This is a genomic window from uncultured Rhodospira sp., from assembly GCF_937138205.1.
Taxonomy (GTDB): Bacteria; Pseudomonadota; Alphaproteobacteria; order Rhodospirillales; family Rhodospirillaceae; genus Rhodospira.
The window spans coordinates 48,781-61,162 of record NZ_CAKZOT010000081.1 but is presented as its reverse complement, the minus strand read 5'-3'; the positions used below and the strand labels follow the sequence as shown (position 1 = coordinate 61,162).

Here is a 12,382-nt window from a genome sequence, read left to right as displayed (position 1 = left end):
CGGTCGATGCCATTCGGCCCCGTCACCGCCGCCCGTCGCCCAGCAACACGTCGCGGGCCTGGTTGAGCCGCGCCGCCAGGTATGGCGTGCCGCCCCGGTCCGGATGCACCAGCACGATCAGGCGCCGGTGCGCGGCGCGGACGTCGTCGGCGCTGGCGCCCTCCTCCAGGCCGAGCACCTGCAGCGCCTCGGCGCGCGACATCGGGCCGTTGGAGGCCGGGGACTCGGGCGGCTCCTCCGGCCCGGCCGCGCGGGCGGCGGCGTGCCACTCGGGCCGGGCGCGCTCCAGCCAGGCATCGAGCACCCGGGCGCTTTCCGGATCGGCCTGGACCGCCTGCCACAGGCTGGCCGCCTCCTGCTCGCTCAGATCATCCAGGGCGCGGCCGCGCAACGGTCCTTCGCGCACGACGCCGCTCATGGCGCCGGTGGCGTGCGACAGCCTCATGCGCAGGAAGCGCGTGGTGACGGTCGACTGGTCGTCCGGGTCCGGGTCGGCGCGACCGAAACCGCCCGGGCCGCCGAGCCCACCGCCCCCAGACAAACCAAGCCCGCGCAGAATGCCGGCCGCCTGACGCCCGACGGCCGCGACCCGCAAACCGCGCACCACCCACGGCGCCAGCGCCGCCAGCCCGGTCAGTGCCCAGGCCATGCGCCCGCTGACGATTAGGAACAGCACGCCCGCCAGGATCACCGCGCCAAGGCTCCACCCCAGCACGCGCAGCAGCTGGCGCGCGTCGACCGCCGTCGCTTGCCGCAGCACCACCACCAGCACCAAGGCCAGGATCACACCAAGAATGAGCATCGGCACCATGGCTCAGCGACTCCCACGGCCGGTCGCGGCGCGCGTCATCTGGTCGGTCAGGCGCAGCACGGCGCCGCCGGCCTTGCGGGCGTGATCCTCCAGCGCCGGGCGGCCGCCGGCCGCGTACACCGCCACGGCGCCCAGCAGCCGGCGCAGCTCGTCCGGTCCGCGCGCGTCAAAGCGGCAGCAGGCCCCGCCCGACAGGCGGGCGATGTGGCCCAGCGCCTGGGCGGCGTGGGGTTCGTGCCCCTCGTGAAAGATGAAGGCCGGCAGCTTGCGCAGGCCCATCTCGCCGGCCAGCCCGTACAGCTCGTCCGGTTCCTCCTCGACGCAGTCACCGATGAACACCAGGGCACTGACCGGGGCCTCGGCGTGGACCTTCAGCGCATGGCGGAGGATGCGGGCGATCTGTGTGCGGCCGGCGCGGCAGGTGACCGACGTCATGCGCCGCACCATGTCGTCGGGGCGGGTGACGAACGGGCCGGCCTTGCATTCCCCCATGCCGCGATAGAACACCAACTGAACGGCCAGATCGCCGGCCGTGGTGGCGGTGGCGAACATGGCCGCCTGGGTCTCCATGGCCAGGTCCCAGGTGGGCTGGCGGCTGGCGGTGGCATCCATGGCGAAGATCAGACGGCCCCGCCCGGTGGTCGGGGTGGCCCGCACCTGATCGAGAAAGGCATCGACCGACCCGCCGGCCGCCGGCGCGGGAGTCGCCGCGCGCGCCCGCTTTAGGAAGGCGTCGACGTCGGAGCCGCCGCGCGGCGCCGGCGTGTAATCGTCGGGGCGTTTATGATCCTTGTCAGACGGCACCACGCACTCACCCAAGCCCTTGTCGTCCCCGCAAGATGGGGCGTTTCCGGGCGCGGGGAAAGGGGGGGTGGATGCCCTCACCCCACCGCCGCCGCGCGCACCGGCTCCGGCTCGTCGGCGCCGCCGGCCTGCTGCGGCACGCCCAGCGCGTCGAGCAGGCGGCGCAGTTCCTGCCGCGCGGCGATGTGCGACATGGACAAGGTGATGTCGGTGCCCTTCTCGCGCAGGTCCAGCAGGGTCAGGCCCTTCAGGTACATCTCGCGGTAGATCACGCGCTCGCACAGGCCCTCGATCAGCTGGAAGCCGATGCGCCGCGCCAGATCGCGCAACAGGCCCTCCATGTCGCGCTTGTTGCGGGCGTCGAGTTGCGACAGTCGGTTGCGCAGCACCACCCAGTGGATCGAGCCGCCGTCGCGCAGGCCGCGCTGTTTCTTGATGTCCCAGACCATCTCGCTGTAGTGGCTGGGGCGCAGGATGCGCATACTGGCCGGGCTCCCTCCCCATGAAATGGGGAGGGTTGGGGTGGGGTTTTGTGCCGATCTGTCGGCTCTCGCCAACGCATGAGGGGGTCGAGGAAACACCTGGATCACCGAACCGGCGCGCGGACGCGCGCGGCGGCGTCGATCACCTCGCTGGTCGGCAGGTCGGCCAGGGCGTCGCGCCGCAGGCACGCCACGGCCGGGCCGCGCGGCCGGTGCTTGTCGGGGTTGGAGGCGGCCGAGAACAGCGCCACCGTCGGGCAGCCGGCCAGGGCGATCATGTGCAAGGGGCCGGTGTCGTTGCCCACGGCCAGGGCCGCGCGGTGTCCCAGCGCCGGAATATCGAGCAGCGCCGTGCGGTCCACCAGCGGCACGGCGGCCGGGCAGCCGGCCCGCACCTGTTCGATCACCCCGGCCTCGGACGCCGTGCCCAGCAGCACCGGCGTCAGGCCCTCGTCGCTGAGGGAGCGCGCCAGCGCGGCGAACCGCTCGGCCGGCCAGCGCTTCTCCGGCCGATGCGCCGAGCCGCCCGGCACCAGCAGCGCGAACGGCTGCGGCAGGCCGAAGCGGTCCACGTCGGCGGCGTTCGGTCCCTGCCACGTGAACGACAGGTCGGGGAACAGGGTCTCCGGAATGCCGGCCAGGCGCAGTTGCTCCGCCTGACGCTCGATGGAGTGCAGGCGCGTGCGGTGCGGCGTGTCGTGGCGGAAGGCACAGCCCCGGGCGATGCCGCTCCACGGTGGCGCCTGGCCCATCAGGCGCAGGGCCTGGAAGTATCCGGACGAGCGGTCCGATGTCTGCAGGTCATACACCCGGTCGAACCGCGCCGCCGCCAGCCAGCGGATCAGGCCGACATAGGCGCCGGGCCGCCGCGGGCCGGCCTTCGGGTCCAGGTGGATGGCGTCGAACAGGCCGCTCGCCTCCAGCAGCGGCGCGAACGGGCGCGTCGTCAGCAGGGTCAGGTGGGCGTCCGCGTGGTGCCGGCGGAGGGTGGCCATCGGCCCCAGCGCCAGGACGACGTCGCCCAGGGCGGACAGCTTGATGACCAGAATGCGCGGGCGGCGGGAGGGGTCGGGCATGGTGTCGGTGACGGTCTACGCGGGTGGTCCGTGCCATCGAATCTCGGCCGGCGGTGCCTCGTCGTACAGGACATCGCGGTACACCGCCAGGGTGCGGCGGACCATGACGTCTTTCGCGAACTCCCGGCGGGTCAGCATCATGCCGCGCCAGGCCATGGCGTCATAGGCGGCCTCGTCCAGGTCCAGGGCCACGGCCAGATGATCGGCCAGGCTGGCGCCGTCGCCGGGCGTGAACAACCAGCCCGATCCGCCGGCCTCGACGATCTCCGGCGCCGCCCCGTGGTGGGGCGCCACGACCACCCGGCCCATGGCCTGCGCCTCGGCCGGCACGCGGCCGAACGCCTCCGGCTCCAGCGAGGCCGACACCACAACGCTGGCCAGGCGATAGGCCGCCGGCATGTCGTCGCAGTGATCGACGATGTGAACCTGCCCGCCCAGGCCGTGCGCGGCGACGAGCGCGTCCAGCTCGTGGCGATACTCCCTCCGGCCCTGGTCGGACCCGACGATCACGCACCGCACCGTGGGCCGGTTCAGACGCGCCATGGCCTCGATCAACAGGGCCTGCCCCTTCCAGCGGGTCAGCCGCCCGGGCAGCAGCACCACCGGCGCGTCGTCCGGCAGCCGCCACCGGGTGGCCAGTCGGGCAATGCGGGCGCGGGTCACGGCCTCCGGCGTGAAGCGGGCCAGATCGACGCCGCGTGGAATGACGCGGATGCGCTCCGGCGGCGTATGGTAATGCTCGTGCATGTGCCCGGCGATGAAGCGGGAAATGGCGATCACCCGCGCGCCCAGCGTCATGACGCGGTTGTACGGAATCTTCAGGCCCAGCGGCCCGTGCGTGTAGGTGCCGTGAAAGGTGGTGACCAGCGGCACACCGGTGGCCCGCGCGGCCAGCCACGCGCTCCAGGCCGGGGCGCGGCTGCGGGCGTGGATCAGCGAAACCCCGTGCTCGGTCACGAGGCGAGCCAGCCGAGCGGCGTTGCGCCGCATCGCCAGAGGGTTCTTGGTTGCCAATGGCAGGGTAACATGGGTGCCGCCGGCCCGCTCGATCTCGCGCGCCATGCGGCCGCCGGACGAGGCCACCAACGAGCCCCAGCCGGCCGCCGCCAGCCCCTCGGCCACGTCCACCGTGCCGCGCTCGACCCCGCCGGTCTCCAGCGCCGGCAGCACCTGCAGCACGACCGGTGCGCCGTCCGTTTCCCTGCTCCGCCCGTCGGTGGTACCGTGCGCCGCCAATCCATCCCCCGCACCAACCCCAGGACACCCGCCAGACATGACCCAGACGACCACCGAACCCGATGCCCCGCGGCGCCTGACCCGGCCGGATGGGGCCACCATCGCCTATCACGCGACAGCCGGCAAGGGGCCGGGCGTGGTGTTCATCCACGGCTTCATGTCGGACATGACCGGCAGCAAGGCGGTCCACCTGGAGGCCTGGGCACGCCGGACCGGCCGCGCCTTCGTCCGCTTCGACCAGCGCGGCCACGGCCAGTCGGACGAGCGTTTCGAGGACGGCACCATCGGCGCCTGGGCGGACGACCTGATCCAGGTGCTGGACCATGTCACCGAGGGACCGCAGGTGCTGGTGGGCAGTTCCATGGGCGGCTGGCTGATGCTGCTGGCGGCGCTGGCCCGGCCGCAGCGGGTAGCCGCCCTGGTGGGCATCGCCGCCGCGCCCGACTTCACCGAGGAGCTGATGTGGTCGCTGTTCGATGACGCGGCCCGGGCGACGCTGGAGCGGGACGGCGTGCTGTACGCGCCGACCGAATACGGCGACGACCCCTATCCCATCACCAAGCGCCTGATCGACGAGGGGCGGGACCACCTGCTGCTGGGCGGGCCGATCCCCATCCGCTGCCCGGTGCGGCTGATCCAGGGCATGAAGGACGAGTCGGTGCCGTGGCAGACCGCGCAGCGCCTGCTGGAGCGGCTGGACAGCGACGACGTCGACCTGACGCTGATCAAGAGCGGCGAACATCGCCTGTCCGAGCCGCATGACCTGGCCCGGCTGGAGGCGGTGGTCGAGGGGGTGTTGCGCCGGGTCGAGGGGTGAGATTGGCCCACGCGGGAGCCCCGACGTTTCGGCCTTGACGAACTGTTCGCTCTATGTTCTCATTCCCGACAGGAACATAGAGGGAACAACTTCAGCAAAGGGGCGAAAACGATGACCATGACGGACATGCTGCGGGAAGGGGCCGCGTTGTCGGGGCTGTTCCTGGTGTTGGTTCTGTGGTCGGTAGTGGGGCACGCGATGATCGGGTGACGCCGGTGTCACGCCTCCACCCGCACCGCCAGCAGGCTGGCGCCGCCGCCGCCGTGCCAGGCGCTGGGCCGCCCGAACACGGCCCAGAACGAGGCCAGGTCGGAGACGGCGGACGTGTCGGGCAGGGGCTCCAGCACCCGGTTGCCGTCCTCCGTCCGCGCCTCGACCAGGACGATCAGCGCCACCGCCCGATAGCCCGGCCCGGGCGCCAGGGCGCCGGCGTCGGCAAGTTCAAACCCGTTGGGCGTGAACCGCCGGGCGCCGCCGGGAACGGTGAACGTCTCCTGGCCGACGCTGGTCCAGCCGGTGACGTCGGCGAACCCCGGGTACGGCGCGGCGAACAGGCGCACCTCGACCTCGATGGGGGCCTGACGCCGGTTGCCCACGGCGACGTAGATGTGCCGGGTGCCCGTCGCCGGCAGCGTGGGCGTTTCCGCCGGCGGTTCGGCGAGCGCGGCGTCCGGATCGGGCAGCGCAGTTTCGGCGATGCGGATGGCAGGGCTGCGACCGCCCCAGGCCAGCATCCGCAGGTCCCGGTCATCCACGCCGTCGGCCACATGCAGGACGGGCTCGGTCCGCACCACCCGCAGGGCCACCCGGCGTTCCGTCCGCGACAGCGCCCCGGCGTCGTTGCGCGCGTCGACGCTCAGGGAGGGACCGTCGGCCGTCAGGTCGTCGTCGGCGTGCGTGATCACCGCCAGCACGGCCACGTGCCGGCCCAGCGTGCCCGGCGGCGTCCAGGGCAGGCCCACCACCTTCGGCGTGTCGGGGGCGACGCCGTCGACGGTCGTGTGCGCGGCCAGCCGCCATGTGGCGCCGTCCGGCGGCGGCGTCGGGAAGTCGTCCCAGAAGCCGGCATCGAGATCCGGCGCGCGCGGATCCTGGCCGGGCGCCGCCGCCTCGGCGTGGGCGTAGTACAGGCGCAGGTCGATCCCGTCGACCGTCTCGTGCCCCGCCGTGTGAATCTGCGCGAAGATCCGGTTCTGCCGGCCGACGTTCAGAATGCCACTGCGGAACGACTCGTCGAAGTCGACGCCGTCGAACGTGTCGCCGTAATCGAAGTTGTCCCGGCTGTCGACGCGCAGGTCGAACGCGCGGTGCCAGTGCAGCTCCTCCGTCGCGTCGGTTCCCACCATGCGAATGCGCGGGTCGATGGTCGTGGCCGCCTGCGAATCGTGATAGGTCGTGCCGTCATCGATGACCGTCGCGCGCATGAACAGCCGCACAGCGGGGGTGCCGTCCAACGCGCACTCGTACAGGCCCCGGCCGTAGGTCGCGCACAGCAACAGATGCCGGGCGACCGAGCCATCCTCGGCCAGGATCGGCACCAGGTGCAGGTCCTGCACCGTGACCAGGGGCATCCCGGCGTTGAGGTGCCGCCACGTTCCGTGCGGGCTGGCGGCCGACAGGTCTATGTCGCGGGCCACGAACACGCCCGCCCCGGTGCCCACATAGAGCGTCTGTGGCTGGCTCAGGTCGTTCGGGCTGTTGGGATCGAAGCGAACACAGGTGACCGGCGTCCGGGGCATGTCGCGGTTGGGATCGCCGCTGCTGCGGGCGACTTCGTGCCACGTGGCACCCGAATCCGGCGTCACGTAGACCTGATCGGCATCGCGCGACAGGGCGACCGCCGCCACCTCCGGCCGGGTCGGGTGGCCGCTGACGTCGGCGATGTAGCTCATCTGGCTGGTGTCCACGCGCAGCCACGACGCGCCGCCGTCCGTGGTCCGGAACAGGAACGCGTCGTTGGCGGTTCCCTCCGTACCGACCCACCAGTGGGTGTCCGGGCTGGCCGGCGAGTAGGCCAGCGCCGTGACATCGCGGCCGCTGATGGCCGACGGGTCGTTGGCGCCGCTGCCCGTCAGGCGGTCGAACTGGACACCGTCGGTCGAGCGATAGGCCGCGCCGCCGCGCGCCACCAGGAAATCCGGCGTCGCGTCGGGATGGTCGATGACCCGGCCGCCGAACACGCCCCCGTGCTGGAACCCGGTGGTCCGGTTCGTCTGGTTGCCGACGGTGATGCGAAACGGGCCGTCGTGCTCGGTCGGCCCCAGCCCGGCCACATCGGGCAGCGGGTTGCGGTATTCCAGTTCCGGCTGCACACGCGGAAGGGGCATCAGGCGGGTTTCCGGCCGGGCATCGATCAGGCTGAAAACATGGTCGGATCCGCCCTGCCAGCTCAGCAGCAGGCGCTGGATGTCGCCGTGGTAAAAGGCGGACCCGCCGCCGTCGCCGCCGCCCATGTGGTGCCAGGTCGGACCGCCGAAGCCCATCCAGGTGCCGTTGTCCTGGAACCCGCCGGAGCGGATGTAGGGGAACTCCGGATGCACCTGGATGTCATAGAACTGGGTGGCCAGAATGCCGTGACTGCGCTTGCGCCAGGCCGAGCCGTCCGTCAGGCCCTGACTGACGCCACCGTCGTTGGCGACCCAGATCTCGCGCGGCCGGCGGGCGTCCGGCCCGGTGAAGGCGGCGGCGTTGCCGTACTGGGCGTGTTCGAACACCACCGCCTTCATGTCGGCGTGCTGGGCCCGGTCGCCCAGGTCGTACTGCGTCCAGTCCAGGATCTTGGTCCAGGCGCCGCCGCCGTCGCGGGTGGCATACAGATTCACCGACCCCGCCACCACCACGTCCGGGTCGCGCGGGCAGACCTCCAGCACGTAGGCGTGGAAGTGCTGGTTGCCGTCCCGATGCACACCTTGGCTCGCGCTCAGGGCCGGCGTGGGGTTCCACGTGGCGCCGGTATCGTCCGAGCGGAAGACGCGCGAGGACTTGGTGCCGTCCTGGTAGTAGCTGAACACGCAATACAGCCGGTCGGGCTGCGACGCGCACAGCGCGAACAGGATGCGTCGCGGATTGGCGGCATGGGGCGACGGATCGAACACCCGGGTCCACGTGGTGCCGCCGACCACGTCATAGGTCTGCGTCGACCAGTCGAATACGCCCCGATAGACGCCCTGTCCCTTGATGGCCGCGTAGACCGTATACTTGGCCGGCCGCGCGGCGGGGTTCAGGCCGCCGAAGTCGATGGCCAGATCGCTGACGTCGGTGCTGGGCAGGCCGGTCGTGTCCGCCGTAGGCTGGGCCTGCGGCGGATCGCCCGCCGTCGCCGCCGGTTCCGTGCGGTACAGCCCGTGCTCCGAGGCGCACCAGGCCCGGCCCGGTTCCCACGGATCGACCAGGATCTTGGAAAAGCGCCGAAAGGCGTCGCCGGCGCCGTGGGTTTCCGCCGCCACCTGGTCGAAGGTCTGGCCACCGTCGTCGCTGTAGAACAAGCCGATGCCGGTGATGGTGTCTTTGTCGATGAGGACCCCCGTCGCCACATAAACATGATCGGGCGAACGCGCGCACAGCCCCACCGCGCCGACGGCGGCGGCCACCTCCTTGTTGGCCCGCACCAGACCTGTCAGGGGCGCCCAGGTGTCGCCGTGATTGGTGGTCTTCCATGCCCCGCCCTGGCTGCTGCCGGCGTAGAACGTTCCCGGGTTCTGCGGGTCCTGGACCAACGCCGTGATGCGCCCGCCGACGTTGCGGGGACCGCGCCCCGCCCAGGTCAGGGCCGCCGACCGCGCATCGGCGAAAGCCGGATCGGCCGCCCGGTCGAAGGCGCTGGTCGGGATGCGGTCCAGGTCCAGACTGGTCAGCGCGTGCAGGATGACGTCCGGGCGGTCCCATTCGTCGTCGGGCTTGCGGGCGAAGAGCCGGCTGTCGTTGTCGGCTTCGGTTCCGGCCTCAAGCAGGGTGTCGTCGTCATCCGCCATGGCGTGGCCCTCGGTCTTTCCTGGATCGGCCCGGACCCGGACACGTCCGGCTCCCGGCCTCCGCGGTGTCGCGCGCCGTCAGCCGCGTTCGATGATCATCCACGTCTCATGCACGCCGCCCGGGGCGTGCAGGGTCTCGACGCCGATGGCGGCATCCAGGGCGGCCGAGAAGAAACGCTCTTGTTCGTCGAAGATCGAGCCGACATGCAGACGGATGATCAGACGCCCGCCGTCGATCAGAACCTCCTCGATCATGCCAGGCTCGACCGCCGGCTTCCAAAAGACGCCGGCGCCGTCGAGGGTGGTGGTCCCGTGCAGGGTCAAAAGCGGCTGTGGCGCCTGAGTCTCGGCGCGCGAGAACCAGACCTCGACGATCTGCGGCTGGCGCTCCAGCACCGTCGGGTGCGGGTCGACGGACAGGGTGGCCTGGAGATTGGACAGCAGGCGCACGGCATCTGGCGGGCTCATGGTGGCGCCGTGCTTCCAGGCCATCTCGGCCACGAACGGCCACTCGCGGGACAGGCCCTTGCCGGGCTCGCCCTGGGGGCCACGGGAGCCCCGGGGGCCGGGCGGGCCGGTGTCGCCGGGCGCGCCGGGTGCACCGGTTTCCCCCTGCGGCCCCGGAGGCCCGGGCTCGCCCTGTGGTCCCGGATCGCCGGCCGGACCCGGAGGCCCGGGATCCCCCGGCGGACCAGGATCGCCCGCCGCGCCCGCCGGACCCGGGTCTCCCTGCGGGCCTTGTGGCCCGGGCGGGCCTTCGGGGCCTTGTGGCCCGGGCGGACCTTCGGGGCCTTGCGCCCCGGGCGGACCATCCGGCCCCGGCGGCCCTTGCGCCCCCTGGATCTCGGCGCCGTCGAAGCGCCAATGGCCGAATTCGTCCTGAACATGGGCGCCGGTGTGCCCATGAACGCCCGTGGCCACGAACAGCCCGTCCGGCTGGGCCAGCGCGTCCGACCCGTCCACCGTGGCGATGACCAGGGCGTCCGGCCCCACGTCGCCGCCGTCGTCCGGTTCCAGTGTGACCGTGGTGGACAGGGTCACCAGGGTCTGCACGTCGCCCACCCGCAACGCCTCGACATCGCTGTTGGCCGCCCGCATGACCAACCGCAACGGCCGCTCCGGCGGCAGGTCGTGCGATTGAGGACTGTCCACGAACAGCCGCACGCCGGACGGCGTGAAGGCCGCGCCGGGGGTGAGCGCCACGGCGCCCCCATCCAGAGTCGCCCGCAGGCCCCAGGCGACGCGGCCCAGCCCGACCGTCATCCGCAGGTCCATGACGGCCTCGCGCAGCCGGTCCTGCATATGCTGCAGGTGGTCGGCCGTGACCCGCAGGCCGTCGACGAAAGTGGTGCGCGCATCCTGGGCCATGGCTCGTCCGTCCTAGATATCGGAAACGACGTCGATGTCGGTCAGGGTCAGGGTCATCGCGGTCAGGGCCACCAGGTCGAGCGCCGGCCCGCCCCCCGCCCCCACGGGGAGCGTCACCCGCGTCCCCTTCTTGGTCGGCATGACCGTTGCCGTCGCGGGCCAGCCCAGCGCCAGCGGGTCGATCGGGCTCTCCGCCGGGGCGGTGCCGGTCACGCGAACGCGGGCGCGCAGGCCGGCATAGCCCTCTTCATCGAACAACGCCGGCAGTGTCTGGAACGGCCCGGCGCTCGGCCCGACCCGCACCCGCCCCACCTCTGTTGGGGTTGGGGTCGGGGTTGCGGTTTGGGGCGCGGCGTCGGTCATGGTCAGGGTGGCGGCGCCCCGGCTGCACAGGATGGCGGCCCACAGCGGGCGGTCGGCGGGCATTTCCACCGGCTCCGCGAACGGCAGGCGCGCCCAGCCCTCGACCCCGGCCGCCAGCGTGGCCGGCTCGCTGGCCGGGGCATCGAACGGACCCGTGGGGATCGAGACCAGGGTTTCGGTCACCGCCTCCTCCGCGTCCACCCGCGAGTCCCACAACAGGGCGCGGATCTCGGCCCCGGCGGGACCGGCCGTGGCGGCGACCTTCAGGCCCTCCAGGACCGCCAGCCCGGCGGCCACCGGCAGGCGCACCAGCACGGCATGGTCGGGGTCCAGCGTCAGAGTCACCTTCGGGCTCGGGTCCGGCCCCACCGGAGGGATGGTGCGCGGCGGTTTCGGCGTGGCGCTGGCGGTGAAGCGGATCTCGCTGATCTGAGCCTCGGCGGGCAGGCCGGCCACGGTCAGGGCCTGGACGATCCTCCCCTCCCCGTCGAACTCAACCGCCTCGCCCGACTGCCCGGTCAGTGTGGCGCGGCGGATGCGCCGGGTCTCGCCCTGAAGGTCGGAGATCAGCAGCACGCCCGGCGCCGTGCTGGTCAGCGTCAGGGCCAGGGTCGCCTCGCCGCCGGCCGTCGGGTCGCCCAGGCGCGCCCGCAAGGCCTCGGTCAGGTCGACCCGGCGCTGGCCCTGGTCGTTCCAGGCGGTGGTCGTCAGGTCGCTCCCGGTGGTGGGGGTGACGATCCCCTGCTCGCGCCAGACGATGCCACTGCCCTCGATGGCCAATTGCAGGTTGGCCGGCGCGTCCGGCAGGGAGAGGATGGTGCCGTCGATCAGGTCCTGCTCGGCGCCGTCGCCCGTCAGGGTGATCTCCAGCCGCTCCGTCCGCACCTCGGCGGGAAACACGATATACGAACCAAAGCTCGATCCATCGGCCGGCAGGGCATTGGGCACCGGGAACACCGGCGGATCATTCGCGAAGGCCGTTCCGTTCCAGGCGCGCACCGCGTAGACCCCGAAGCCGGACGGCACCGCCACGGCGGTCACCGTGCGCGGCACGCCCAGGTCGACGATCAGCGCCCGCTCGGCGATGGCCTCATAGCCGTGTTGGGGCGGCGCGGTGCGCACCTGCGCCACCGCGCGCGCCGGGGTCAGGGCGGCGGGATAGGCGCTGAGCACCACGGACACATCGTCGACCAGCGTGTTCGCGGGCAGCGTGATCTCCCGTCGTGCCTCCAGCGCGCCCCGTGGCAGCAAGGCCTGGATCAGGCCGGCGTCGAGCTGCGCCGCCAGTTCCGTGACCGCGCTCTCCAGCACCTCGGCCGTCACGCTGACGGCGAACTGCGCCGGTTTGGCCCGAGCGTAACGGCTCTCGGCGTGTCCCTCCACGACAAGCGCGTCGGCGGCAGCGTTGGAGGTGCTCTTGACGGCCATGGCACGGCCCCCGTCTCGACTGAAGG

The 12,382-nt window shown here is 72.3% G+C and carries 9 protein-coding genes; 1 reads left to right on the top strand and 8 read right to left on the bottom strand.

Annotated elements, in window-relative coordinates:
- Positions 1 to 22: 22 nt before the first annotated feature.
- The 5 genes from Q0309_RS11685 to Q0309_RS11665 all read right to left on the bottom strand — a co-directional run bounded on the left by Q0309_RS11685 (position 23) and on the right by Q0309_RS11665 (position 4,352).
- Positions 23 to 811 (bottom strand): hypothetical protein, encoded by a 789-nt coding sequence (locus Q0309_RS11685; RefSeq protein WP_299440913.1) that lies wholly within the window; start codon positions 809 to 811, stop codon positions 23 to 25.
- Between the two features lie 3 nt (positions 812 to 814).
- Positions 815 to 1,615, bottom strand: a complete 801-nt coding sequence (locus Q0309_RS11680; protein WP_299440910.1) for a VWA domain-containing protein — start codon at positions 1,613 to 1,615, stop codon at positions 815 to 817.
- 77 nt (positions 1,616 to 1,692) lie between these two features.
- Entirely contained in the window at positions 1,693 to 2,097 is a 405-nt protein-coding gene (locus Q0309_RS11675; protein ID WP_299440907.1) for a division plane positioning ATPase MipZ, read from the bottom strand.
- A gap of 104 nt (positions 2,098 to 2,201) precedes the next feature.
- Positions 2,202 to 3,173, bottom strand: coding sequence for a glycosyltransferase family 9 protein (locus Q0309_RS11670; protein WP_299440904.1), 972 nt, complete (start codon positions 3,171 to 3,173; stop codon positions 2,202 to 2,204).
- Positions 3,174 to 3,188: 15 nt separating this feature from the next.
- Complete coding sequence (locus Q0309_RS11665) at positions 3,189 to 4,352, bottom strand: glycosyltransferase family 4 protein (protein WP_366940600.1); 1,164 nt, start codon at positions 4,350 to 4,352, stop codon at positions 3,189 to 3,191.
- Between the two features lie 94 nt (positions 4,353 to 4,446).
- Here Q0309_RS11665 and Q0309_RS11660 point away from each other — a divergent pair, with 94 nt between their 5' ends.
- On the top strand, positions 4,447 to 5,226 hold the full coding sequence (locus tag Q0309_RS11660; RefSeq protein WP_299440898.1) for an alpha/beta hydrolase: 780 nt from the start codon (positions 4,447 to 4,449) through the stop codon (positions 5,224 to 5,226).
- Positions 5,227 to 5,444: 218 nt separating this feature from the next.
- On the opposite strand, the gene Q0309_RS11655 is transcribed toward Q0309_RS11660, so the two are convergent.
- The 3 genes from Q0309_RS11655 to Q0309_RS11645 form a co-directional block, all read right to left on the bottom strand.
- Entirely contained in the window at positions 5,445 to 9,197 is a 3,753-nt protein-coding gene (locus Q0309_RS11655) for a hypothetical protein (RefSeq protein ID WP_299440896.1), read from the bottom strand.
- Between the two features lie 78 nt (positions 9,198 to 9,275).
- Positions 9,276 to 10,565, bottom strand: coding sequence for a collagen-like protein (locus tag Q0309_RS11650; protein ID WP_299440893.1), 1,290 nt, complete (start codon positions 10,563 to 10,565; stop codon positions 9,276 to 9,278).
- 12 nt (positions 10,566 to 10,577) lie between these two features.
- Complete coding sequence (locus Q0309_RS11645; protein WP_299440890.1) at positions 10,578 to 12,356, bottom strand: hypothetical protein; 1,779 nt, start codon at positions 12,354 to 12,356, stop codon at positions 10,578 to 10,580.
- Positions 12,357 to 12,382: the final 26 nt, after the last annotated feature.

What these genes read in the sequence shown, in the direction of transcription:
- Q0309_RS11685 (WP_299440913.1), bottom strand. Translation starts at nt 811, where the DNA reads ATGGTGCCGATGCTCATTCTTGGTGTGATCCTGGCCTTGGTGCTGGTG.
- Q0309_RS11675 (WP_299440907.1), bottom strand. Translation starts at nt 2,097, where the DNA reads ATGCGCATCCTGCGCCCCAGCCACTACAGCGAGATGGTCTGGGACATC.
- Q0309_RS11670 (WP_299440904.1), bottom strand. Translation starts at nt 3,173, where the DNA reads ATGCCCGACCCCTCCCGCCGCCCGCGCATTCTGGTCATCAAGCTGTCC.
- Q0309_RS11660 (WP_299440898.1), top strand. Translation starts at nt 4,447, where the DNA reads ATGACCCAGACGACCACCGAACCCGATGCCCCGCGGCGCCTGACCCGG.
- Q0309_RS11655 (WP_299440896.1), bottom strand. Translation starts at nt 9,197, where the DNA reads ATGGCGGATGACGACGACACCCTGCTTGAGGCCGGAACCGAAGCCGAC.
- Q0309_RS11650 (WP_299440893.1), bottom strand. Translation starts at nt 10,565, where the DNA reads ATGGCCCAGGATGCGCGCACCACTTTCGTCGACGGCCTGCGGGTCACG.
- Q0309_RS11645 (WP_299440890.1), bottom strand. Translation starts at nt 12,356, where the DNA reads ATGGCCGTCAAGAGCACCTCCAACGCTGCCGCCGACGCGCTTGTCGTG.